This window comes from Streptomyces sp. NPDC006450 (assembly GCF_040612195.1).
Taxonomy (GTDB): domain Bacteria; phylum Actinomycetota; class Actinomycetes; order Streptomycetales; family Streptomycetaceae; genus Streptomyces.
Window position 1 is genome coordinate 67,280 of record NZ_JBEXPT010000004.1, and the last position, 24,919, is coordinate 92,198.

The following is a 24,919-nucleotide window of genomic DNA, read 5'->3' on the forward strand; positions in this document are numbered from 1 at the left end:
AAATGATGGAACCGAGCGCTCGTCTCGTGCTGATCTCTCCTACGCGCCTGGCAGACGTGCGCCGGCGTACCGGCGGATACTCCGACCGGACCATCGCCGAGGCCTGTGCCATCGGACTGTCGTACTGGGCGACGGGCGAGAGCCCCGACGGAATCGACCTGGCCCCCGGGACGCTCTTCGCCGACGTCCTCGGATGGGTCGACAACGGCGGCACCGCACCCAGCGGCTGGGAGAGCGGCAAGGCCGCCCCGGACGGCTTCGCCATCGCCGTCCCCGAGGGCGTCCTGCCGTCCGACGCGCAGCTCGCGCTGGACGACCTGGCGGACTTCCCCGACCGGCCCCTCGGCACCATCAGCCCGTCCGGCGTGGCCGAGCGGCTGAAGACCCTGGCCGAGTGGAACGACACCGGGGCGGACCGGGTCCGGCCGACCATCGTGGAGATGTTCCGCGAACAGGCGAGGCTCCGGCCCGACGCGGTCGCCATCATCGACGAACACCGCTCGCTGACCTACCGCCAGGCGGCGGAGCTGTCCGCGCAGCTGGCCCACCACCTGATCGGCCGCGGACTCGGCTCCGAGCAGGTCGTGGGCATCTCGCTGGACCGCTCCGCCGACATGGTCATCGGCCTGCTCGGCGTGCTCCAGGCCGGCTGCGCGTTCGTCCCGCTCGACCCGCAGTGGCCCGCCGCGCGCCGCGCCGTCGTCATCGACGACGCGCGGGTCGTGCTGCAACTGAACGGATCCGGCGCGCACGACCCCGCGGAACCGGCCGCCGTCGCCGTCGACCTCGACGACTGGGGATACGCCGACCACTGCGCCGAGGGCACCGGAATCACCCCGCACGGCAACTCCCTGGCCTACGTGATCTTCACGTCCGGTTCGACCGGCCGCCCCAAGGGCGCGATGATCCGCCACGAGGCCATCAGCGAGCGCCTGCTGTGGCAGGTCGACGAGATCCTGGGCTTCGGACACGACGACGCCTCGCTGTTCAAGGCACCCCTGTCCTTCGACATATCCATCAACGAGATCTTCCTCCCGCTGGTGTGCGGCGGCCGGCTCGTGGTCCTGCGGCCCGGCGGCGAACGCGACCCGCACCACCTGCTCGGCGTGATCGCCGAGCACCGCGTCACCTTCACCTACCTCGTCTCCTCCATGCTGGACGTCCTGCTGGAGATCGCCGGCGACTCCGACCGCCTCGACAGCATGCGCCACGTGTGGTGCGGCGGCGAGGTGCTCACCCCCGAGCTGTACGAGCGCTACCGCACCCGGCTCGACATCCCCATGTACCACGGCTACGGCCCCGCCGAGACGACCATCGGCGTCTCCCACGTCATCTACCGGGGCGAGGCGGAACGCCTGTCGACCTCGATCGGCAAGGCCAACCCCAACACCCAGCTGTACGTCCTCGACGACGAGCTGCGCCCCGTGCCGGTCGGCGTCGGCGGCGAGCTCTACGTCGGCGGCTTCCTCCTGGGCCGCGGATACGTGGGCGCACCCGGACTGACCGCCTCCCGGTTCGTGGCCAACCCCTTCGCGAACGACGGCTCCCGCCTCTACCGCACCGGTGACCTCGCCCGGTTCGCCCCCGACGGCTCGCTGGACTTCCTCGGCCGCGCCGACAACCAGATCAAGATCCGCGGCATGCGGCTGGAACTGGAGGACGTGGAGGTCGGCCTCGCGGAGCACCCCGAGGTCCGGCACACCTGCGTCATCGCGAAGAAGAACAGCGCCGGCGGCACCTACCTCGTGGGGTACGTGATCCCGGCCGCAGGAGCCGCGGAGCTGCGGGCCGACGAGGTCAAGGCCTGGGCCACCGAGCACATGGTCGAGTACATGGTGCCCGCCCACATCGTCGTGATGACCGAGTTCCCGCTCACCGCGAACGGCAAGCTCGACCGGCGCGCACTGCCCGAACCCGAGGTCGTGACCGGAACGTTCCTGCGGCCCACCACCGACGAGGAGCGCGCCGTGTGCGCGGCCGTCGCCTCCGTGCTGCGGCTGGAGGAAGTCGGCGTCGACCAGGACTTCTTCCAGCTCGGCGGAGACAGCATCCTCGCCATCTCGCTGCTGAGCGCCCTGCGCGCGGAGGGCCTCTACGTCACCGCGGGACAGATCTTCGCCAACAGCGTCCTGGGCGCCCTGGCGGCCGTGGCCGGCCGCGAGGACGCGGCCCGGGTGGACCACGCCGACGTGGCGACCGGTCCCGTACAGGGATCGCCCATCGTCCAGTGGCTCGGCCGGACCACGAACGCGATCGACGGCTTCGTCCAGGCGGTCGTCCTGAACACCCCGGCGGACCTCACGGCCGACGCCCTCGGCCCCGTCCTCGACTCCGTCGTCACCCGGCACGACATGCTGCGCGCCCGGCTCGTCCGCGGGGACCGCTGGAGCTTCGACATCCCGGAGGCGGCCGGCGGAGCCACCGCCGACTGGCAGGAGAGCGACGGGCCGCTCGACGCGTGCGTGGCCCTCGCCACCGAAGGACTGGACCCGGACAACGGCGTGATGCTGCGGGCCGTCTGGCGCCGCGAAGCCCGCCAACTGGTCCTGGTCGCCCACCACGTGGTGGTCGACGGCGTGTCCTGGCGGGTCCTGATGGAGGACCTGGCCACGGCATGGCGCCAGTTCACCGCCGGTGAGGCGATCGAACTCCCCGCCGTGGGCACCTCGTTCCGGCGCTGGACCCAGCTCCTGGGTAGCGCGGAGTTCGACGCGGACCGCGCCTACTTCGAGCGCCCCCTGCCGGGCCCCGACGCGCCGCTCGGCAGGCGGGCCCCCTCCGAGGCCGACACGGTCGAACGGGAGCGCAGCCGGGTCTTCACCGTCGGCTCCGAGGCCACGGCCGCACTGCTGGGCGAGGTCCCCGCGAAGTTCCACGCGGGCGTCAACGACGTCCTGCTGACCGCGCTCGCCGTCACCCTCGCCCGGTGGCGCCGCGGCCGCGGCCAGGAGCAGACCTTCGCGCACATCGAGCTGGAGGGCCACGGCCGCGAAGGACGCCACGTGGCGGGCGACGCCGGCATCGAGCCGGAACTGTCGCGGACCGTCGGCTGGTTCACGACGCTGTTCCCGGTGACCGTGGACCCCGGCACGACCGGCGACTTCACCGACCCCCGGTACCTCGCCGCCGCGCTCAAGGCGGTCAAGGAGGACCTCGCCCGCGTACCGGGCAACGGCGTCTCCTACGGAGCCCTGCGCTACCTGGCCGACACCCCCTTCACGGCCCCGGCACCCCAGGTCCTCTTCAACTACCTGGGCCGCTTCGACGCGGGCGCCTCGGGGGACTGGCAGCTCTCCGGAACCACCGGTCAGCTCGGCGAGAAGCGCGACCCGCGGATGCGCCTGCCGCGCGCCCTGGAGTTCAACGCGATCGCCGAACCCTCCGCCACCGGCGCGTACGAACTCGTCACCACCCTCTCCTGGCCCGACGGGATGTTCACCGACGAGGACATCGAGGCGATCGGCGGGCACTTCCAGGCGGCCCTCACCGCCCTGGCCGCACTCGACGAGGGCGGCCACTCACCCAGCGACTTCCCGCTGGTGCGCCTGACCCAGGCCGACGTCGACGCCCTGGACGGTCCCGCGCTGCGCGCTGTCCTCCCGCTGACCCCGCTGCAGGAAGGCCTGTACTTCCACTCGGTCTTCGACGACGACTCCGCGGGCAGCTACGTCGAACAGCAGCTCCTGACCCTGGAGGGCGAGCTCGACCCCGCCCGCCTCCGGGCCGCTGCCACCCGGCTGCTCACCCTGTACCCGAACCTGGCCGCACGGTTCACGGCGCTCTCCGACGGCCGCGTCGTCTCCGTACTGGAAAGCGGCGCCGAGGCGCCCTTCACCACCCTCGACCGGCCCGGCATCACCGAGGCGGAGCTCCACGAACTCGCCGAGCGGGACCGCCGCGCCGGATTCGACCTGGCCACCGGCCCGCTGATGCGGTTCACCCTGGTCCGCGACCCGGAATCCGGCCGCAACGTCCTCGTGCAGACCGTCCACCACATCATCGCCGACGGCTGGTCGGTGCCCCCGATGCTCCGCACGCTGCTCGCCGAGTACCACGCGCCGGGCAGCACCTACGCGCTGAGCGGCTTCCCCGACTACGTCGGCTGGCTCGCCGCACGCGACGCCGACGAGAGCGACCGCGTGTGGGGCGCCGAACTCGCCGGGCTGCCCGGCCCCTCGCTGGTGGCCAGGGACCACACCCCGTCCGACCGGTTCGCCGACACGTCCGTCGAGCCCGCGGAGTCCCTCGACGTCGACGCCGCCGCCCGTTCCGCCGGCGTACCGCTGAGCGTGGCCGTGCACAGCGCCTGGGCGGTGACCCTGGGCGGGATCCTGCACTCCGCCGACGTGGTCTTCGGCTCCACGGTCTCCGGCCGCGACGCCGACGTCCCCGGCATCGAGGACATGGTCGGCCTGTTCATCAACACCGTCCCGCTGCGTGCGCGGTGGGCCGAAGGCACCACGGCGCGCGAACTGCTCACCTCGGTGCGCGAACACCAGGGCGCGGTCCTGCCGCACCAGCACGTCTCGCTGGCCCGGATCGGCCGGCTGGCGGGCGTCGGCTCCCTCTTCGACACCCTCGTGGTGTTCGACGTGGCCACCGACGTGGCCGCCCTGCGCCGCACCGGCGACACCCTGTCCGTCACCGGCCTCGTCAACGAGGGCGCCCCGCACTACCCGCTGACCCTGGTCGTGGAGCGGGCCCTCGACGGCCGCCCGCGCTTCAACCTGATCTACGACGGCGAACTGCTCCGCGAGAGCAGCGCCCAGGACATCCTGAACCGGTTCACGCACACCCTCACCGGCCTGCTCACCCGGCCGGACGCCCAGGTCGCCGACCTGGCGCCCCAGGGAGCCAGGAGCCCCGCACGGATCACCCCGACCACCCTCGGCGCACTCTTCGATGCCGCCGCGGACCGGAACCCGGCGGCCACCGCCGTCACCCAGTGCGCGCTCGACGGCACCACCCGCTCGCTGACCTACGGCGAACTCGCCGCCGCGAAGAACGAACTGGCCGCCGCCCTGCGCGCGGCCGGGGTCCGGCCGGGCCGGCGCGTCGCCGTGGCCGTCCCGCGCACCATCGAGCAGGTCGTCGCCCTGGTCGCGATCGTCAGCGCGGGCGGCGCGTACGTACCGCTCGACATGGCCTACCCGGACGAGCGGCTGGAGTACGTCCTCGGCGACGCCGCCCCGCAGGCCGTCCTCGTGGACCCCGGTCAGCGCGAACGCTTCACCGCCCTGCTGGAGCGGGCGGGAGTCGCCGCCCGGGTCCTCGTACAGGGCGACGAGCCGGCGCGGGAGCCCGCCGAGGCCGCCGAGGCCGCCGAGGCCGCCGAGGCCGCGGCGGACGAGGTCAGCTGGAACGACCCCGCCTACGTGATCTACACCTCCGGGTCGACCGGCAAGCCCAAGGGCGTCGTCGTCCCGCACTCCAGCGTCGTGGCGCTGCTCGCCAACACCCAGCCCGACATGGGCTTCGGCCCCGACGACGTCTGGGTCCAGTTCCACTCCTACTCCTTCGACTTCGCGGTCTGGGAGCTGTGGGGCGCCCTGGCGCACGGCGGCGAGCTGCTCGTCCCCGACTACGGCCTGACCCGCTCCCCGGTCGACTTCCACCGGCTGGTCCGCGAGCGCGGAGTGACCGTGCTGAACCAGACGCCCTCGGCCTTCTACCAGTTCGTCGAGGCAGACCGGCACGCCGGCCGGTCGCTCACCGGCCCGTCGCTCCCCGCCCTGCGCCGCGTCATCTTCGGCGGCGAGGCACTGGACCTCGGGCGGCTGCGCGGCTGGGTCGAGCGGCACGGCGCCGCCTCGCCCGAGCTCGTCAACATGTACGGGATCACCGAGACCACGGTCCACGTGACCCACCGGGTGCTGACCGACGAGGACTTCGCCTTCGGCGACGACGTGAGCCCCATCGGCGGACCCATCCCGGGCCTGGTCACCCACCTGCTCGACGACCGGCTCCGGCCGGTGCCGCCGGGGCAGGTCGGCGCCATCTACGTGGCCGGCGACCAGGTCTCCCTCGGATACCTCGGGCGGCCGGGCCTCACCGCGGGCCGGTTCGTGGCCAACCCGTTTGCGAACGACGGCTCCCGGATGTACCACACGGGCGACCTGGCCGTCCGCACCCTCGACGGGGAGCTGGAGTTCACCGGCCGCGCCGACGACCAGGTGCAGCTCAAGGGCTTCCGCATCGAGCTCGGCGAGGTCGAGTCCGCGCTGCGGGACCTCGACGGGGTGGTCGACGTGGCCGTCACCGTGGCCGACAGCGGCGACCACCTGGTCGCGCACGTCGTGGGCCGGGTGCCCGGCGACCTCTCCGCCCTGCTCGCCGAGAAGCTGCCCGTGCACATGGTGCCGGGCCGGGTCCTGCCCGTGGACGCCCTGCCGCTGACCGTCAACGGCAAGCTGGACCGCAAGGCCCTGATCGCGCGGGCCGCGCAGGACGACACCGCGGTGGCCGGCGGTTCGTTCGCCGGTTCCACGGGCGGTTCCGCCGCCGGTTCCGTCACCGGTTCCGTCACCGGCGGCACCGAATCCGTACGGGCCTCCCTGGTCGGCATCTTCGCCGAGACCCTGTCCCACCCGGACGCCGACGCCGACACCGACTTCTTCGGCGCCGGCGGCGACAGCATCATCGCCATCACCGTGGTCAACCGCGCCCGGGCGCTGGGCCTGCCGATCGCACCCCGCGACGTGTTCCTCCTGAAGACGCCGCGCGCGCTCGCCGAGCTCCTGGGCACCCGCGCGCCGCAGACCCAGGGCCCCACCGCGACGCCCGCGCGCCGCGAGGACGGCCCGCTGGCGCCCACGCCGATCATCCTGCGCCAGCGCGAACTCGGCGGCTCCCTCGCCCGGTTCGCCCAGGCCCGGACCGTGGACGTGGCCGAAGGCACCGCCTTCGCCGACATCGAGCGCGCCGCGAACGCCGTACTGGCCGCCCACCCGGCCCTGCGGATGCGCCTGAACACCGAGCACGGCGTGTGGACCCTGCGCACCGAACCCGCCCGTGAGGCCACCGTCGTCCGCGCGGACACGGCCGACGCCACGGCCGCCGCGAACGAGGCCGCCGGACGGCTCGACCCCGAGACCGGCGAGGTCGCCGCCTTCACCTGGCTCGCGGCGACCGGCACCCTGGTGGTCACCGTGCACCACATCGCGGTCGACTCGGTGTCCTGGCTGATCCTGCTGGACGACCTGGCCGCCGCCCTGCGCGGGGAGACCCTCGCCCCGGCGACCACCTCCTACGCCGAGTACGCCGACGCGCTGACCCTGCGGTCCGCCGCCGGCGCCGACGACCTCGGGCACTGGGTCGACACCCTCCAGGCGCCCCCGCTGCTGCCCGCGTCCGGCGCGCTGCGCGACACCACCGTGGTCCTCGGCCCCGAGGCCAGCGACCGGGTGACGCGCACCGCCCCCGCCGCGCTCGGCGTCGCCCTCACCGAGCTGCTGTGCGGCGCCCTGCGCACCGCCCTGACCCGGATCCAGCCGGCGCCCACCGATCTCGCGATCGAGCTGGAGCGGCACGGCCGGGTGTCGGTACTGGAGCACCACGACTACACCCGTACGGTCGGCTGGTTCACCGCCATCGCGCCCGTCCGGCTCACCGCGCACACCGACCCGGTCGCGGCGGCCCGCGAGCTCGCCGAGCGGCAGCCCGACGAGTCCGGGCACCTCGCCTACGGCCGGCTGCGCTACCTCAACCCGCAGACGGCCCCGCTGCTGACCGCCCGCCCGCAGGTGCTCTTCAACTACCTCGGCCGGGGCAGCGAGTCCCAGGCACTGCACATCACGGGCGGCGACCAGGGCAGCCCGTACGCCGTGGAGGTCAACGCCTGGACCGACGCGGCCACCGGCAGCCTGCACGCGACCTTCACCCTCGCCGAGGAGATCCCCGACGAGATCACCGCGCACTGGCTGCGGGCCCTGGAAGCCCTCGCGGAAGCCTCCGTGACGGCCGAGCGCACGGCGCCGGTCACCGCGCTCCAGCGCGGCCTGTTCTTCCAGGCCCAGCTGGCCGGCACGGCCGGACACTACGTCGCACAGAGCTACTTCGCCCTCGACCACCGCCTCGACACCGAGGCACTGACCGAGGCCATGGCCGTGGTCATGGCCCGGCACCCGGTCGTCGGCGCCGGCTTCACCACTGACGACGACGGCAACCCGGTCCAGATCCTCACGGCGGGCCGCCGGGTCGGCGTCCACACGGTCGAGCTGTCGACCGAGGAGGAAGTCGAGGCCCTGCGCGTCCGGGACCGCAACACCGGCTTCGACCCGGCCGAGCCGCCGCTGATCCGGCTGACCGTGATCCGGCTGCCGGGCGGCCGCGACGGCCTGCTCCTCAGCTACCACCTGCTGCTGTGGGACGGCTGGTCCCGGGCGATCGTGCTGCGGGACCTGTTCGAGGCCTACCGGGCCCTGCTCGCCGGTGAGCAGCCGTCCGCGACGCCGGCCGTGCCGGGCTTCGAGGACCACGCCCGCGCGCTCGCCGCCAAGGACCCGGCCGTCTCGGAGCGGTTCTGGGCCGAGCACCTGACCGGGCTCTCCGGCCCGACGCTGCTCGCCGGACCCGCGCCGTCCCTCATCGACGACCTGCCGCCCGCGCTCCTGCACACCCTCACCGCCGAACAGTCACAGCTGCTGCGGGAGACGGCCAAGGCGCACGGAGTCACCCTCAACTCGGTCCTCACCGGAGCCTTCGGCCTGCTCCTCGGCGCCCACACCGGCCGCAGCGACGCCGTGTTCGGCGTGACCGTCTCCGGCCGCGAGGGCGAGGGCCTGTCCGACATCGTCGGCGTGCTCCTCAACACCGTGCCCATGTGGACCCGCGCCCGGCCCGGGGACACGGTCGGGGAGTACCTGGCCCGCGTACAGGCGGCCCGGGTCGACGCGATGGAGCACGAGCACCTGGGGCTCGGCGAGATCCAGCGGGCCAGCGGCCACGACACCCTCTTCGACAACCTGTTCGTGCTCCAGAACTTCCTGGACCTGGACGGGCTCGCCGAGATGAACGCCCGCCACGGCATCACCGAGGTGAAGTCGGACGACTCCACGCACTACCCGTTCACCTGGGTCGTGACGCCCGGCGACCGGCTCACGGTCAAGCTGGAGCACCGCCACGGCGACTCCGGCAGCGCCCGCCGCCTCCTCGACGACTACGTCGGCCTGCTCCAGGACCTGGCCAGGTCCACCGGACCGGTGGGCGCGCTGCCCGGCCTCGGGCCGGTGCCCGCTCCCGCGGACCGCACGGACATCGGCACCGACACGGTCGTCGACCGCTTCGACCGGGCGGCGGACCGCGCACCCGAGCGGGTCGCGCTCGTCGCACACGGCCGGAGCATGACCTTCGCCGAACTCCAGGACCGCAGCCGCCTGCTGGCGGGCGTGCTCGCCGGACGCGGCATCGGCCCGGAGAAGACGGTGGGCCTGGCGATCCCGCGCACGCTGGACTGGATCGTCGCGCTGTTCGCCGTACTGCGCACCGGAGCCGCGTACGTACCGCTGGAGCTGGACCACCCGGACGAGCGGATCGCCACGATCGTCGCGGACGCCCGGCCCGAGGTGATCCTCACCGTCAGCGCCGTCTCGCCCCGGCTGACCGGCGACCTGATCGAGCTGGACCGGCCCCTTCCGGAGGCCGAGCCGCTCGTGACGTTCGCGCCGGACGACCCGAACCGGCTGCGGTACCCCGCGTACACGATCTACACCTCCGGTTCGACCGGCAAGCCCAAGGGCGTCGTGACCGAGTACGCCGGACTCACCAACATGCTGATCAACCACCAGCGCCGCATCTTCGAACCGGTGCTGGCGGAGCACGGCAACCGGATCTTCCGGATCGCGCACACCGTGTCCTTCGCCTTCGACATGTCGTGGGAGGAGCTGCTGTGGCTCGCCGACGGCCACGAGGTGCACATCTGCGACGAGGAACTGCGCCGCGACGCACCCGCCCTGGTCGACTACTGCCGTGAGCACGGGATCGACGTCATCAACGTGACCCCGACCTACGCGCAGCAGCTGGCGGCCGAAGGCCTGCTCGACAACCCGGACCGGCGCCCCGCGCTGGTGCTCCTGGGCGGCGAGGCGGTCACCCCGACCCTGTGGCAGCGGCTCGCGGAGACCGAGGGGACGGTCGGCTACAACCTGTACGGCCCGACCGAATACACCATCAACACCCTGGGCGTCGGCACCTTCGAGTGCCAGGACCCGGTGGTGGGCGTGGCCATCGACAACACCGAGGTGTTCGTCCTGGACCCGTGGCTGCGGCCGCTGCCGGACGGGGTTCCCGGTGAGCTCTACGTCTCCGGCATCGGCATGGCCCGCGGGTACCTGGGCCAGCCGGCCCAGACCGCGCACCGCTTCGTGGCCTCCCCGTTCGGTGCGCCCGGCGAGCGGATGTACCGTACCGGCGACCTGGTGGTCCGCCGGCCGGACGGGAACCTGATGTACCTCGGCCGCACCGACCAGCAGGTCAAGATCCGTGGCCACCGAGTGGAGTTGGGGGAGGTGGAGGCCGCGTTCGCCGCGCACCCGGCGGTACGGTTCACCGCCGCGGTCGCCCAACCCGACCCGCAGGTCGACGGCGCCCACCGGCTGGCCGCGTACCTCGTACTGGAGGCCGGAGCCGACCTGGCGGCGGTCGCCGCCGAGGCGGGCACCGGACTGCCGGACTACATGCGCCCGACGCACTACGCTCAGGTCGACGCCATCCCGCTCACGGTGAACGGGAAGGCCGACACCAAGGCCCTGCCGGAGCCCAGGCCGCTGGGCGCGCTGACCACGTCGGGCGAGCGCCGCCCGCAGACCGAGACCGAGATCCTGGTCTGCGAGCTCTTCGCCGAGGCCCTGGACCTGGACGACGACGAGGTGAGCGCCGTGAGCGACTTCGTGTCCCTCGGTGGACACTCCATGCTGGCCGTACGCCTGGTCGGACTCCTGCGCCGTGAATTCGGCCCCACGATCACCATCCGCGACCTGCTCACCCTGCGAACCCCCGAAGCGATTGCCCGGCACCTTGATGACAACTCCTGACGTCCAGAGATCCCGCCGCGCGGGATCCGACATCCTCCGGACCGCCATACGGCGCAATGTCGGCGCCATGGTCTGGGGCACCGTCCTCATGGGCCTGTACCAGGCGGGCGAGACGGCCTTCCCGATCGCGCTCGGCATGATCGTCGATCACACGATGCGCGAACGGAGTCCCGGGGCGCTCGTCCTCTCGATCGCCGCGCTGGCCGTGATCATCACGACCGTGTCGCTGTCGTGGCGGTTCGGGATGCGCATCCTGCAGAAGGCCAACACGACCGAGGCCCACCACTGGAGGGTTCGGGTCGCGTCCTGCGGCCTGCAGCCGGTGGCCCGGGACGTGGACCTGAAGTCCGGCGAGGTCCTCACCATCGCCACCGAGGACGCCGACCAGACCGCCGACATCGTCGAGGTCGTGCCGATGCTGATCAGCTCCTCGGTCGCGGTGCTCGTCGCCGCGGTCGCGCTGAGCCTGGCGGACCTGCGCCTCGGCCTGCTGGTCATGGTCGGGACGGTGGCGATCCTCTCGACGCTCAGCGTGATGTCGAAGCGGATCGGCAGCAGCACCCAGGAGCAGCAGGCCCGGGTGGCGCGGGCGGGTGCGAAGGTCGCCGACCTGATCACCGGCCTGCGCCCGCTGCACGGCTTCGGCGGCAACCACGCGGCCTTCCGCTCCTACCGGAAGGTCAGCACGGAGGCCAAGGAGCAGGCGATCACGGTCGCCAAGGTGAACGGCGCCTACACGGGCACCGCGCTGGCCCTGAACTCGACCCTCGCCGCCGCGGTGACCCTGACCGCCGGCTGGCTGGCCTTCGACGGGCAGATCAGCATCGGTGAGCTCGTCATGGCCGTGGGCCTGGCGCAGTTCATCATGGAACCGCTCCGGCTGTTCTCGGACATGCCCAAGTACGTGATGATGGCGCGCGCTTCGGCGGAGCGGATGGCCCTGGTGCTGTCAGCCCCGCCGGTGGCGGCCCCGGGGACGGCCCGCCCGGCGCCCGGCGGGGACCTGGAGATCGACTGTGTCCGGTACGAGTCCCTCCAGGGCCTGAAGTTCCACGTCCCGGCCGGCCAGTTCACGGCGATCGCGGTCTACCAGCCGCGCGCGGCGGCCGAGCTCGCCTCGATCCTGGCCGTGAACGTGCCGCCGGGCGCCTACGGCGGAACGGTGCGGCTCGGCGGGCAGGACCTCGCGGACCTGTCGGTCGAGGCGGTCCGCGAACTCATGCTGGTGAACCCGTACGACGGGGAGATCTTCGCGGGAACGCTCCGTACGAACATCGACCCGTCGGGCACCAGCCGGACGGTGCCCGAGGCCGTCGAGGCGTCCATGCTGACCGATGTCGTCGCCCTGCACCGGCAAGGACTCGACTACGAGGTCCGCGACCGCGGTGCGAACCTCTCCGGCGGGCAGCGCCAGCGGCTCTCGCTGGCCCGGGCGCTGGCCGCGGACTCCGACGTGCTCGTGCTGCGCGACCCGACCACGGCCGTGGACGCGGTCACCGAGCAGCTCGTCGCCCGCAGGATCGCGGAGCTGCGCCGGGGCCGTACCACCGTGGTCATCACCAGCAGCCCGGCCCTGCTCGACGCGGCCGACCGGGTCCTCGTCCTGGACGAGGGGGTCGTCACGGCCGAGGGCACGCACCGTCACTTGCTGGCCACCGACCCGGCGTACTGCGCGGCGGTCACGCGCTGACCTGGGGCGCCGGTGCGCAGAGGGGGCCCGGGTGCACGGCGAATCGCCGCGCACCCGGGCCCCCTTGTCGTCAGGCCGTCAGGCCGTCGGCCGGTCAGGCGCACAGCCCGTCAGGCCAGCGCCCAGGCGACATCCCGGAGCAGGGCCTGCCGCCAGCCCGCCCGGTCGTGGCCCGACGCCGACCTGGAGACCCGTACGGTCGCACCGGCCTGTTCCGTCAGGGCCTCGACCAGTTCGCAGTGGGGGAGCATGCGGGTCTCGTGCTCGCCCAGGTCGAACGCGATCCGCAGCCCGGGCGGGGCGGGGCGCTCGCGCAGGCGCGCGGCGATGGCGCCGCCGCGCGGGCCGCCCAGGGGGTCGGGCAGGTCGGAGGCCTCCGGCGTCCACCAGAACGACCCCGACTGGCAGGCGACCCGGGACACCAGCTCGGGGAACTCCGTCGCCGCGTAGAGCGCGCTCAGACCGCCCAGGCTCTGCCCGGCGACCACCAGCCGGCCGAGGTCCGCGGGCACCCCGCTGTCGGCGACCAGCGGCAGCAGTTCGTCCCGTACGGCCTCCCACAGCTCGGGCCGGCAACCGAACTCCGCCTGCCGGTCCTTGGTGGGCAGGAACACCAGCGTGGCCGGGGGCATGTCGCCGGCCTCGAAGGCCGCGTCGAAGGCGGTCATGGCCGGGTGCAGGTACAGCCAGTCGTCCCCGTCGAGCAGCAGGACCACCGGTCCGCCGCCGCCCACCGGGTGGACCCGTACGGTGCGCCGCCCGCCGAGCCGTTCGCTCGCCCAGCGGATCCGGGTGCGCGGCAGGGGCAGGACGTCGTCGGCGCCCACGGCGGGCCAGTACGGCTGGGGCGGTGCGTCGGGGGTGGCGACGATGGACCGGTCGCCGCCGGCCCGCAGCGGGTTGAGCGGATCGGGGTACGACGCACCGTCATCCGCGAGGAACCGGTAGGTCACTCGGAGCCGTGCGGGCATGCGCACCTCGGCGTACCAGCAGTCCGTGTCGCGCCACCGGAGCAGCACGACCGGGTCCGACCAGCTCTCGAAGTCGATGACCGTCGGGGTGCCGCGCCAGAGGAACAGGGTGACCCAACCACCGTCTCCGCAAGGCGCGGACACGGGAGTCGCGGTCGCCCAGAACTCATCGGTGCCGGGCGCGGCGGGCAGGCCGAACGCGGCGAAGGGGCTCTCCGAGCCGTCCTCGGCCAGGATCCGTTCGAGTGCAGGCATCGGTGCCTCCTTGTGAGGGGGAAGGGGAAACGTTAAGCTCTATAATTAGGGGAGCCTAACCTAAGTGGATGGCTCTCTTCATTCCCGATCGACCTTCCCCACGGGCACGGCGCCCGCTGTCGGACTGCGCGCGCCGCACACCGACGCCATCCGCCGGTCCCATCGGGCTCCTGGAGGAACCCCAGTATGAGCACCAACCCGTTCGACGACGCTGACGGCCGTTTCCTGGTCCTGGTGAACGACGAGGGTCAGCACTCCCTCTGGCCCTCCTTCGCCGAGGCTCCCGGCGGATGGACGGTCGCGCTCGCCGAGACCACCCGTGACGCGTGCCTGGAGTTCATCGAGTCGAGCTGGACCGACCTGCGCCCCCGCTCCCTCGCGGCGGCCGTCGAAGCCTGACCGGGACCGCCCGGATGGGGTGAACACCCTTGCGGGGAACCGGTGTACGGCCCCGGACGTGCCGCGCTCGCGGCGCGTCCGGGGCCGCTCTGTGCCGGGTGACCCCATCTCGGCCGCGCGAGCACGGCCGGGCTGAATTAGGTTAGGCTAAGCTAACTGCGCAGGGGTTGCGTGGCGCCGCGTGCGGCATCAAGGGGAAGGGGATCGTCATGAGCCTGCCGGCCATCGGCTCCTACCCCATGCCCGATCGCGCCGCCCTGCCCCGCTCCTGCGCGTCCTGGGTCATCGACCCCGGCCGCGCCGCCCTGCTGGTCCACGACATGCAGAACCACTTCGTGGGGGAGCTCCCGACGGACAGGTCCCCGGTCGTGGAACTCGTGGAGAACATCGCGGCACTTCGGGCCCTCGCCACGGCCCTGGGGATTCCGATCGTCTTCACCGCCGAGCCGGCCGCCCAGTCGCCGAGCCGGCGCGGCCTCGCCGCGGACGTCTGGGGGCCGGGCATCGGTGACGGGACCGACGCCGCCGCGATCATCCCGCCGCTCACCCCGCGGCCGGGCGAGCGCGTGCTGGCCAACGAGCGCCAAAACGCCTTCCTCCGCAGCCACTTGGGGACGACGCTGCGCTCGGAGGGCCGTGACCAGCTGATCGTCTGCGGGGTCCACGCCCACCTCGGCGTCCTCCTGACGGCCGCGGACGCCTTCATGAACGACATCCAGCCCTTCGTGGTGGCCGACGCCATCGCCGATTTCTCAGCCGAGGAGCACGCGATGGCTCTGCGCTGGGCCGCCCGCAGCGCGGTGGTGTGCACGACCGAGACCCTGCTCCGCGAGCTGCTGCTCGGCGGAGGGTCCCGGACCGTGCGCACGGATGCCTGAGCGCACCCCGCCGGCGGCCGCACCGCGGCGTCGCCCTGCGCCCCAGGCGCCCACACGAACCGAGAGAGAGCGGAAGAACATGACCGTACGGGTCGCGGTGGCCGGTGTCAGCGGCTACGCGGGCGGGGAGCTGCTCCGCCTGCTGAGCTCGCACCCCGCCGTGGAGATAGGGGCGTTGACCGCGCACAGCAGCGCGGGGCGTCCCCTGGGCTCCGTACAGCCACAGCTTCCGGACTTCGCCGACCGGATCCTCCTGGACACCTCCGCCGCCTCCCTGCGCGGCCACGACGTGGTGTTCCTCGCCCTGCCCCACGGCCAATCCGCCGCATTGGCCGCGGAGTTGGAGCCCGCCACGCTGGTGGTGGACTGCGGCGCCGATTTCCGGCTGCGGGACGCGGCCGCCTGGGAGCGGTTCTACGGCAGCGCCCACGCGGGCACCTGGCCCTACGGGCTGCCGGAACTGCCGGGAGCCCACGCGGAATTGAAGGGAGCAACCCGGATCGCCGTACCCGGCTGCTACCCCACGGCGGTCACCCTGGCCCTCTTCCCCGCCTACGCGGCGCACCTGGTCGAGCCCGAGGCCGTCATCGTCGCCGCCAGCGGAACCTCCGGCGCCGGACGCGCGCTCAGGACACACCTCCTCGGCAGCGAAGTGATGGGCTCCATGAGCCCGTACGGAGTCGGCGGCGGCCACCGGCACACCCCGGAGATCGCCCAGAACCTGTCCCGCGCGGCCGGCGAGCACGTGACGGTCTCCTTCACACCCACCCTGGCACCCATGCCCCGGGGCATCCTCGCCACCTGCTCGGCCCGGCTGCGCCCGGCCGCGGGCACCTCCGCGGTCCCCGCGGAGGACGAGGTGCGCGCCGTGTTCGAAGCGGCGTACGCCGACCAGCCGTTCGTACGCCTGCTGCCGCCCGGCGCGTGGCCCACCACCGCCGCGGTCCTCGGCTCGAACACCGCCCAGGTGCAGATCGCCGTGGACCCGGACGCCCGCAGGCTGATCTGCGTGAGCGCCATCGACAACCTGACGAAGGGCACCGCCGGTGGCGCGGTGCAGAGCATGAACATAGCCCTCGGCCTGCCGGAACGGCTGGGCCTGCCCATGAATGGAGTGGCTCCGTGAGTGTGACCGCAGCCCGGGGATTCCTTGCGGGCGCCGTGCGTGCCGGCATCAAGGAGTCCGGTGACCCGGACCTGGCCCTGGTGGTGAACCGGGGGCCGTCGCGCGCCGCCGCCGGTGTCTTCACCTCGAACCGCGTGCAGGCCGCGCCCGTCCGCTGGTCCCGCCGCGCACTCGCCGACGGGCGGATCTCCGCCGTCGTCCTCAACTCCGGTGGCGCCAACGCCTGTACGGGTCCCGGCGGCGCCCAGGACGCGCAGACGACGGCAGAGCGCACCGCGGCGGCCGTGCAGGCCACCGCCGACGAGGTCGCCGTCTGCTCCACCGGCCTGATCGGTGTCCGGCTGCCGATGGACCGGGTGACGGCCGGCATCGACGCCGCCGCCGGCCGGCTGTCACCCGAGGGCGGTGCGGAGGCGGCCGTCGCGATCAAGACGACGGACTCCGTCCACAAGACGGCCGTCGCCGCAGGCCCCGGCTGGACGGTGGGAGGCATGGCGAAGGGCGCCGGGATGCTCGCCCCGGGACTCGCCACCATGCTGGTCGTCCTGACCACGGACGCCGACGCGAGCGCCGGCGTCCTCGACGCGGCACTGCGCGAAGCGGTGCGCACCACCTTCGACCGGGTGGACTCGGACGGCTGCATGTCCACCAACGACACCGTGCTGCTGCTCGCCTCGGGCAGCTCGGGCATCACGCCCGCACCCGCGGAGCTCACCGCCGCCGTGCACGCCGTGTGCCGGGACCTGGCGCTCCAGCTGGTGGCGGACGCGGAGGGCGCGTCCAAGGAGATCGAGGTGGCCGTCGTCGGCGCGGCCTCGGAGGCGGACGCCGTGGAGGTGGGCCGCTCGGTGGCCCGCAACAACCTCCTCAAGTGCGCCCTGCACGGCGAGGACCCGAACTGGGGCCGGGTGCTGTCCGCGATCGGCACCACCTCGGCCGTCTTCGACGCGGACCGGCTGGACGTGGCGATCAACGGCGTCTGGGTGTGCCGGGACGGAGCCGAAGGAGAGCCGCGCGACAAGGTCGACCTGTCCGGCCGCCGGATCACCCTCACCGTGGACCTGCGCTCCGGTGACTCCTCGGCCGTCATCTGGACCAACGACCTGACGGCCGAGTACGTGCACGAGAACAGCGCCTACAGCTCGTGAACGGGGTCGGGATGACGGCGGAGACGACGCAGGCGCAGGCACGGACACAGGCGCGGACGCGGGTCGGGCCGCAGGCGGCGGCCGCCGTGCCGGCACCCCGGGACCTGCCGTGGCTGGAGCAGCTCCAAGGCCGGACGGTCGTCGTCAAGTTCGGCGGCAACGCCATGGTGGATCCGTCCACGCACCGGACGTTCGCCCAGGACGTCGTGGAGCTCTGGCACGCGGGCCTGCGGCCCGTCGTCGTCCACGGCGGCGGTCCCCAGATCAGCGCACTGCTCGACCGGCTCGGCCTGGAGGTGCGCTTCGAGGCAGGCCTCCGGGTGACCACGCCGGAGACGATGGACGTGGTCCGCATGGTGCTCACCGGCAAGGTCCAGCGCGAACTGGTCGGAGCCATCAACGCCCACGGCCCGTTCGCCGTGGGCCTGTCGGGCGAGGACGCCCACACGATGACCGCCGTACGCCGCCCGGCCTGGGTCGACGGCCTGCCGGTGGACATCGGCCTGGTCGGCGACATCGTGGACGTGGACGCCGCGACGATCGCCGGGCTGCTGGAGCAGGGCCGCATCCCCGTGATCTCACCCGTCGCGCGCGGCGAGGACGGCGAGGTCTACAACGTCAACGCCGACCTCGCGGCCTCGGCCCTGGCCGTGGCCCTCGGGGCCGACCGGCTGGTGGTGATGACCGACGTGGAGGGGCTGTACGCGGACTGGCCGCACAGCACCGAGGTGATCGACCGCCTGACGGCCGGCGAGCTGGACGCCCTGCTGCCGGAGCTCGCGAGCGGCATGCTCCCCAAGATGGAGGGCTGCCTGCGCGCCGTACGGGCAGGCGTCGCCAAGGCGCAGGTCATCGACGGCCGGGTGCCCCACGCGCTGCTGCGCGGAGTGTTCACCGAGGACGGACCCGGCACCACGGTGGTGCCGGACGAGGAGCCCGGGCCCGAGCGGTCCGGAGGCAGGGGAGACGGCGCGTGACCGCCGACAGCACGACACCGCTCGCCGACCGCTGGCGCGCCGTGATGATGGACACCTACGGCACCCCCGCGCTGGCCCTGGTCAGGGGCGAGGGCAGCACCGTCTGGGACGAAGACGGCCGCGCCTACACGGACTTCACCGGCGGGATCGCCGTCAACGCCCTCGGGCACGCCCACCCGGCCCTGGTCTCGGCCGTCCAGGACCAGGTCGCCCGCCTCGGCCACGTCTCGAACCTGTTCGTCTCGGAGCCGGCCGTCGCGCTGGCGGAACGGCTGCTGGCCCTGCTGGACAGGCCGGGCAGGGTGTTCTTCGCCAACTCGGGCGCGGAGGCGGTCGAGGCCGCCTTCAAGATCGCCCGCCGGACCGGGCGCCCGCACCTGGTCGCGACGGAGGGCGGGTTCCACGGCCGCACCATGGGCGCGCTGGCCCTCACCGGGCAGCCGCCCAAGCGCGCCCCCTTCCTGCCCCTGCCCGGGGAGGTCACGCACGTTCCCTACGGGGACGCGCAGGCGCTCCGCGCGGCCGTCACGGAGCACACGGCCGCGGTCGTACTCGAACCCCTGCAGGGCGAGGCCGGAGTCCTCCCGGCGCCCGGGGGGTACCTGCGCGCGGCCCGCGAGATCACCCGCGCCACGGGCACCCTGCTCGTCCTGGACGAGGTGCAGACCGGGATCGGCCGGACCGGCCACTGGTTCGCGCACCAGGCGGAGCCGGGAGCGGAGCCGGACGTGATCACCCTGGCCAAGGGGCTGGGCGGCGGCCTGCCGATCGGCGCCACGGTCGCCTTCGGGGCCGCCGCCGAGCTGCTGACCCCCGGTCAGCACGGCTCCACCTTCGGCGGCAACCCGGTGGCGTGCGCGGCCGGGCTCGCCGTCCTGGAGACCATCGAGAAGGAAGGGCTGCTCGCCCACGCCGGGCGGATGGGGGAGCGGCTGAGGCTCGGCATCGGGGCACTGCGGCACCCCCTGGTCCGAGAAGTGCGGGGCGCCGGCCTGCTCCTGGGCATCGTCCTCGCCGAGCCGGTCGCCGCGCGGGTCCAGCGGGCCGCACAGGACGCCGGGTTCCTCGTGAACGCGGCGGGCGCCGGCGTCGTACGGCTGGCTCCCGCCCTGACGCTGCCGCAGGAGCGGGCCGACGCCCTGGTGGCGGCGCTGCCCGGGATCCTCGACGCCTCGTAGGGCGGACCGGCGGTTCCCCGTAGGTTCTGCGCAGCTTCTTCGTACGCCGGCCGAGGCTTCTTCGTACGCCGGTCGCGGCGCGGGGCGGGTCCCTCAGGGGCCCGCCCCTTCGCCTTCGCGCGGTACCGCCGTCCGGGGTCGGCTAAAGGGCGCGGGACAGGACGCGCGCGCCCCGGCCGGGGTCCAGGGACTGCGCCCACTCGGCCGGCGCCAGGCTCGGGCAGGCCGGGAGGAACCCGTTGAGGAGGAAGAGGCGGCCGCTGCCGGTCGTCGCCGTGAACAGCGTGGGCAGGGAGCGGTTGCGGGCCCGGGCGAACGCCGCGTGCAGCAGGCGGGCGCCCATGCCCGTTCCCTGCCGGTGGGCCGCGACGCAGAAGTTGTACAGCACTCCGGCGGCGGGGTGTTCGCGCAGACCGAGGCAGCCTTCGAGGGTTCCGTCGGGCGCCTGCGCGACGACGAAGTCGGACGTCCGGGAGAGGTAGAGGGAGAGCGGGCGTTCGCGGAGCGCCCCCGCGAGGACGAACGGCCGGGAGAGGGCGGCGAGAGCCGGGCCGTCGCCCCGGCGCGCCGGGCGCACCGAGAACTCGGGGACCTCGTGCCACCGTGGGGCGGGGGCGCGCGGCGACAGGGTGGCGTGCGCGGCGGCAGGGGGCAGCGTGGCCGTGGTCAAGGTGTTCCTTCCTCGGTTCCGCCGTGTGCGTGCGTGTGCGGATGCGGGGGCGGGGCCTCCCGGCGGAACGGTCAAGGTTAGGTTAGCCTTACCTAGCCGGGCGGGCCAAGTCGGCCCGTACGGACGGCGCGTGCCGCCACGTAGCCGGGGGAGGCGGGCACATCGGTGAGGGTCCATCCCGACGGAGCCGAGGGGACGGCGCCGGTGCCCACGTAGGTCAGGGCCGGGTTCCCGCCGAGGCCGATCCCTACTCCTTTGAGATAGGCCTCCTTCCGGGACCAGCAGCGGGCCACCGCGGCGGGGCGCTCGTCGGGCGGCAGCGCCGACAACTCGGCCCGCTCGGCCACGTGGAGGACCTCCGTCAGCTCGGAGGCCACCTGGGCGGCGAGCGCGGGGGCCGGCCACTGCTCGATGTCGACTCCGACCGGACGGTCCGCGAAGCCCACCAGGACGGCGTCTCCCGCGTGGGACAGCGAGAAGTGCAGCGGGGTGCCGGGCACGGCCGGCCGGCCGTGCGGTGCGCCGCAGCCGGGACACGGCTCGCGGACGAAGCGCACCTGCGCCGGGTCCTGGCCGAGGCGCTCGCCCAGCAACTGCCGCAGCACGACGTGGGCGACCCGGTACTGGTCACGGTCGGCGGCGCGCCGGGTCCGCTGGAGCCGGTCCCGCTCGGCATCGTCGAGCAGCCCCTCCAACTCCCGCGCCCGGTCCGCGTACAGGCTCACGCGCACGGCCCAGAGCCCCGGTCCGGGCGAGGTGAGCCAGGGCTGCGCCGAGGCGTCGGCGGTGGCGTCGGCGTCGGGGGCCGGGTCTCCCGCGGCCGTCATCCGCACGGGCGGCCGGGGTAGGCGTCGCCCTCCGGGGCCCCGGCTTCGCGCATCCGGCACAAGACCTCCCCGAGGAGCGCGTCGTCCACGTCGACGGGCATGTTGAACTCCCGGTCGAAGACGAAGGAGTCACCCGCACCCGCGTGCCAGATCACCCAGCGCGGAGGCATGGCGGGCGACTCCCACAACGGGGAGAGCCGTTCCAGAACACCCATCTGACCACTCACGTCCAACACACCCATCACGCCGGTCGCACCCCTCACGTCCATCACACCCGTCACGTCCATCACATCCGTCGCGCCACTCACGCCATTCACGCCACTCACAGCTTTCCCGAATCCGTCGTCCGGTCCCCGTCGACAAAGGTCTCCACGACCTCGATGGCACTGATCCGGGCGGGATCGACGTACCGCGGGTCGTCACCCAGGACGACCAGGTCGGCGCGCTTGCCCGGGGTGAGGCTGCCGGCACTGTCGTCCCACCGGCAGGCGTACGCACCGGCGACCGTGTAGGCGCGCAGCGCCTCCTCGACGGTGACCGCCTCGTCCGGCCCGACCGGCCGCCCGGAGGCCGAGGCGCGCTCGACCATGAACTGGATCGCCCGGAGCGGAGCACCGTCCGTGACGGGGCGGTCCGAGCTGCCCACGAGCGTCACCCCGTGGTCCAGGAAGCCCCGGCCCCGGTACATCCAGGGAGCCCGCTCCGGGCCCATCACGTCCGCGTAGTCGTCCCCGAAGGAGTGGAGGAAGGTCGGCTGGACGACCGCACTGACACCCAGGCGGGCGAAGCGCGGGAGCTGGTCGGGGCGGATCAGCCCGGCGTGCTCGATCCGGTGCCGCGCGTCCGGCCGGGGCCGCAGCCGCTGCGCCTGCTCCAGCGCGTCGAGCGCGAGGTCGGCGGCGCGGTCCCCGATGGCGTGGACGGCGAGCTGCCAGCCGGCGAGGTGACCGTCCACGATGAGCCGGGTGAGGCGGTCGGGGTCGTCCTGGAGCTGTCCGGTGTGGTCCGTGCCCGCGTACGGAGCCGTGAGCGCGGCGGTACGGGCCATCATCCCGCCGTCGGTGTAGATCTTCAGCGCGCCCAGCGACAGCCAGTCGTCGCCGAACCCGGTGCGCATGCCCAGGTCCAGGGCCCGGGGGATCCCGTCCTCCCGGTGCGCCCCGCGCGGCCGCAACGCATCGCCGGCGGGCATGAGCTGCACCCGCAGGGGCAGCCTCCCCTGGTCCCGCAGCAGTTGGTACGCGCCGAGCTCCACCGGGCTGTGGCCGAGCAGCCCGCCGCCGATGCCGGCCTCGGCGACGGCGGTGACGCCCTCGGAGAGGCAGGTCCGGGCCGCGCGCTCGACGGCATCGGCGATCTCGTCCTGCCCGTACGGCAGCCGGAGCCGCCGCGCGGCGGTCATGGCGCCCTCGGCCAGGAAGCCGTCCTGGTGCGGAACGTCCGCGGGAAGCAGGCGCAGCACCGCACTGTTCACGACGCACCCGTGCCCCGAGTCGTGCATCAGGAACACCTTGCGCCCGGGGCTGACCGTATCCAGCTCGGCGGCCGTCAGATGGCGCCCCAGGGCCCGCTGGTCATAACCCATCACGTCGACCCAGGCGCCGTCCCCGGAGGTCCGGGAGGCCGCCTCGGCCACGACCGCCAGCACGTCCTCGACCCGCTCGCACGGGGCGACGCTCGGGGTGCTCTGCTTCAATCCGGTCCAGGCCAGGTGCACATGGCTGTCGATGAAGCCGGGCAGCAGGGTGGCACCTTGCAGATCGACGACCTCGCGGGCGGGCAGCGAGGCCACGTCCTCATCGAGCCCCACGATCCGCCCGCGCCAGATCCCCAGCTCACGGGCGAAGGGACGGTCCGGGTCCATGGTGATGATGTTCGCGTTGGTCAACCTCGAACACAGCAAGGGCGGTCCATCCGTTGCGGCCGTAACTTAGGTAAGGCTAACTGTATTTTCGGTACAGGGTCAATGCGGGGCCGGCCGGGCCGTGGGCCCGGCGCGCCGGGATCGGCGACGTCAGACCGGCAGGCCCGTCGGTTCCTTGATGCGTTTCATGATGATCTGGGAGTTGACCTCCGTGACGCCCGAGAGGGCCGTGAGCTTTTCGATCCAGAGGCGTTCGTACGCGCGGAGGTCCGCGACCGCGATGCGCAGGAGGCAGCCGGGGCTGCCGAAGAGGCGGTAGGCCTCGATGACGTCCGGGATGTCCTGGAGTGCCGCCTCGAAGGCTTCGACGGCCTCGCGGTCGCGCCGGACCTCCACGGAGACCAGGACCTCGAAGCCGCGGCCCACGGCTTCGGGGGAGATCACCGCGCGGTAGCCCTGGATGATCCCTTCCTCTTCCAGCTGGCGGACCCGGCGCATGCAGGGGGAGGGGGTGAGGCCCACGCGCTGGGCCAGCTCCTGGTTGCTGAGCCGGCCGTCGGCCTGAAGCTCGCGCAAGATTTCTTTGTCGATCGCATCCATGGCGCAATTATCACTCAGGGTTTGTTGCGCGGTAGGGGGAAATCGCAATCGCATTGCGCGTAGATCGGCCTACCATTGCGGTTTGTAGAAAATCTGTGCGGGCCGTTTCGGGCTGTGTGAGGGAAGGGTCGTGGTCATGGGACGCATCGTCGTGATCAGTACGGGCGGGACGATAGCCAGCCGCTGGCAGGGTTCCGGTTTCGCGGCCGATGCCGACGGGGCCGAGGTCATGGCGACCGCGCCGCTGCCGGAAGGGGTGAGCGTCGAGGTCGTCGATCTGTTCAGCGTCAACAGCCCCCGGCTGACCACCGCCCACCAGCTGACCCTGCTGCGGACCGTGCACGAGGTGCTCGCCGACCCGGATGTGGACGGCGTCGTCGTCACGCACGGCACGGACACGCTGGAGGAGTCGGCGTTCCTCGTGGACCTGCACCATCACGATGAGCGCTCTGTGGTGTTCACCGGCTCGCAGCGGCCCATGGGGGCGGCGGACGGGGACGGTCCCGGCAATCTCTACGATGCCCTGCTGACCGCGTCGACCACGCGCGGGCTCGGCGTCCTGATCACGTTCGCCGGGCGGGTGCACGCGGCCCGCGGGACCGTGAAGGCGCAGGCGGTGGCGCTCGACGCCTTCGCCGACCCGTCGAAGGAACTGCTGGGCAAGGTCGGTTTCGGCAAGGTCACCGTGCTGCGGACGCCGGTGCGGCCGGAGCCGCTGCCGTTGCCCGCGATGCCCGAGGCGCCGGAAGGGCCGCCGCGGGTGGACGTCGTCGTACACCACGTGAGCGGTGACGCGGTGCTGCTGAACGCCGCGGTGGCGGCGGGGGCGCGGGGGATCGTGCTGGTCGGGACCGGCGCGGGGAACGCGACGCCGGAGGTGGTGGACGCGGTGAAGGCGGCCGTAGCGGAGGGCGTGCTGGTGGCGTTGACCACGCGGGTCGCGGCCGGGCCGGTGACGGAGATCTACACCCATGGGGGCGCGGTGGATCTGGTCGCGGCCGGGGCCGTGCCCACGGGGACGTTGAGGGCGCCGCAGGCGCGGGTCGCCGTGCTGGCGGCGTTGCTCGCCGAGGGGGAGCCGGAGGAGCGGGTACGGGTGCTGCGGCGCGTGCTGGCCACGGGTGGGCCGGTGCTGGTCGCCGCCTGACCCCGGCGGGAGCGGTGCCGGCGCCTGGGACGGTGCCGGCGCCTGGGCGGGGCCGGGTGTGCGCTGCGCGGGCTTGCTCCCCGCCCCGCCCTTGCTCCGTTTCCTGGGGCTCGGCCCCGGACCCCGCGCCTCAAACGCCGGCGGGGCTGGATTCGGCAA

Annotated in this window: 15 protein-coding genes; 9 read left to right on the forward strand and 6 right to left on the reverse strand. The window is 73.3% G+C overall.

All coding sequences use genetic code 11. The features are described 5' to 3' along the window. Positions 1 to 2: 2 nt before the first annotated feature. Together ABZY57_RS03020 and ABZY57_RS03025 are read left to right on the forward strand one after the other, a co-directional pair. On the forward strand, positions 3 to 11,030 hold the full coding sequence (locus ABZY57_RS03020; protein WP_356507502.1) for an amino acid adenylation domain-containing protein: 11,028 nt from the start codon (positions 3 to 5) through the stop codon (positions 11,028 to 11,030). Further along, on the forward strand, positions 11,017 to 12,720 hold the full coding sequence (locus ABZY57_RS03025) for an ABC transporter ATP-binding protein (protein ID WP_356507504.1): 1,704 nt from the start codon (positions 11,017 to 11,019) through the stop codon (positions 12,718 to 12,720). The genes ABZY57_RS03020 and ABZY57_RS03025 overlap by 14 nt, the downstream gene beginning before the upstream one ends. A 110-nt stretch (positions 12,721 to 12,830) precedes the next feature. Here ABZY57_RS03025 and ABZY57_RS03030 read toward each other — a convergent pair whose 3' ends face one another. Beyond that, positions 12,831 to 13,946, reverse strand: coding sequence for an alpha/beta hydrolase-fold protein (locus ABZY57_RS03030; protein WP_356507506.1), 1,116 nt, complete (start codon positions 13,944 to 13,946; stop codon positions 12,831 to 12,833). Positions 13,947 to 14,132: 186 nt separating this feature from the next. Here ABZY57_RS03030 and ABZY57_RS03035 point away from each other — a divergent pair, with 186 nt between their 5' ends. From ABZY57_RS03035 to ABZY57_RS03060, 6 genes are all read left to right on the forward strand, one after another. Beyond that, on the forward strand, positions 14,133 to 14,345 hold the full coding sequence (locus ABZY57_RS03035) for an MbtH family protein (protein WP_266886023.1): 213 nt from the start codon (positions 14,133 to 14,135) through the stop codon (positions 14,343 to 14,345). Positions 14,346 to 14,554: 209 nt separating this feature from the next. Further along, on the forward strand, positions 14,555 to 15,223 hold the full coding sequence (locus ABZY57_RS03040; RefSeq protein WP_356507508.1) for an isochorismatase family protein: 669 nt from the start codon (positions 14,555 to 14,557) through the stop codon (positions 15,221 to 15,223). A 79-nt stretch (positions 15,224 to 15,302) separates the two neighbouring features. Continuing rightward, a complete protein-coding gene (argC, locus tag ABZY57_RS03045; RefSeq protein WP_356507510.1) occupies positions 15,303 to 16,349 on the forward strand; it encodes an N-acetyl-gamma-glutamyl-phosphate reductase in 1,047 nt (348 codons plus the stop codon). After that, positions 16,346 to 17,497 (forward strand): bifunctional glutamate N-acetyltransferase/amino-acid acetyltransferase ArgJ, encoded by a 1,152-nt coding sequence (argJ, locus tag ABZY57_RS03050; RefSeq protein ID WP_356507512.1) that lies wholly within the window; start codon positions 16,346 to 16,348, stop codon positions 17,495 to 17,497. Before argC ends, argJ begins: the two co-directional genes overlap by 4 nt. A gap of 11 nt (positions 17,498 to 17,508) precedes the next feature. Further along, on the forward strand, positions 17,509 to 18,474 hold the full coding sequence (gene argB, locus ABZY57_RS03055; protein ID WP_356507514.1) for an acetylglutamate kinase: 966 nt from the start codon (positions 17,509 to 17,511) through the stop codon (positions 18,472 to 18,474). Beyond that, entirely contained in the window at positions 18,471 to 19,652 is a 1,182-nt protein-coding gene (locus ABZY57_RS03060) for an acetylornithine transaminase (protein ID WP_356507516.1), read from the forward strand. Before argB ends, ABZY57_RS03060 begins: the two co-directional genes overlap by 4 nt. A gap of 142 nt (positions 19,653 to 19,794) precedes the next feature. Here ABZY57_RS03060 and ABZY57_RS03065 read toward each other — a convergent pair whose 3' ends face one another. The 5 genes from ABZY57_RS03065 to ABZY57_RS03085 all read right to left on the reverse strand — a co-directional run bounded on the left by ABZY57_RS03065 (position 19,795) and on the right by ABZY57_RS03085 (position 23,613). Continuing rightward, entirely contained in the window at positions 19,795 to 20,229 is a 435-nt protein-coding gene (locus tag ABZY57_RS03065; protein ID WP_356507608.1) for a GNAT family N-acetyltransferase, read from the reverse strand. 185 nt (positions 20,230 to 20,414) lie between these two features. After that, positions 20,415 to 21,149 carry a 4'-phosphopantetheinyl transferase superfamily protein gene (locus ABZY57_RS03070; protein WP_356507610.1) on the reverse strand — a complete coding sequence of 245 codons (735 nt, stop codon included), beginning with the start codon at positions 21,147 to 21,149 and terminating at the stop codon, positions 20,415 to 20,417. Next, entirely contained in the window at positions 21,146 to 21,457 is a 312-nt protein-coding gene (locus ABZY57_RS03075) for a hypothetical protein (RefSeq protein WP_356507518.1), read from the reverse strand. Before ABZY57_RS03075 ends, ABZY57_RS03070 begins: the two co-directional genes overlap by 4 nt. A 14-nt stretch (positions 21,458 to 21,471) precedes the next feature. Then, positions 21,472 to 23,052 (reverse strand): amidohydrolase, encoded by a 1,581-nt coding sequence (locus tag ABZY57_RS03080; RefSeq protein ID WP_356507520.1) that lies wholly within the window; start codon positions 23,050 to 23,052, stop codon positions 21,472 to 21,474. A gap of 111 nt (positions 23,053 to 23,163) precedes the next feature. Beyond that, complete coding sequence (locus ABZY57_RS03085; protein ID WP_254384480.1) at positions 23,164 to 23,613, reverse strand: Lrp/AsnC family transcriptional regulator; 450 nt, start codon at positions 23,611 to 23,613, stop codon at positions 23,164 to 23,166. Positions 23,614 to 23,749: 136 nt separating this feature from the next. Here ABZY57_RS03085 and ABZY57_RS03090 point away from each other — a divergent pair, with 136 nt between their 5' ends. Continuing rightward, positions 23,750 to 24,760, forward strand: coding sequence for an asparaginase (locus ABZY57_RS03090; protein ID WP_356507522.1), 1,011 nt, complete (start codon positions 23,750 to 23,752; stop codon positions 24,758 to 24,760). The last annotated feature ends 159 nt before the right edge of the window (positions 24,761 to 24,919 follow it).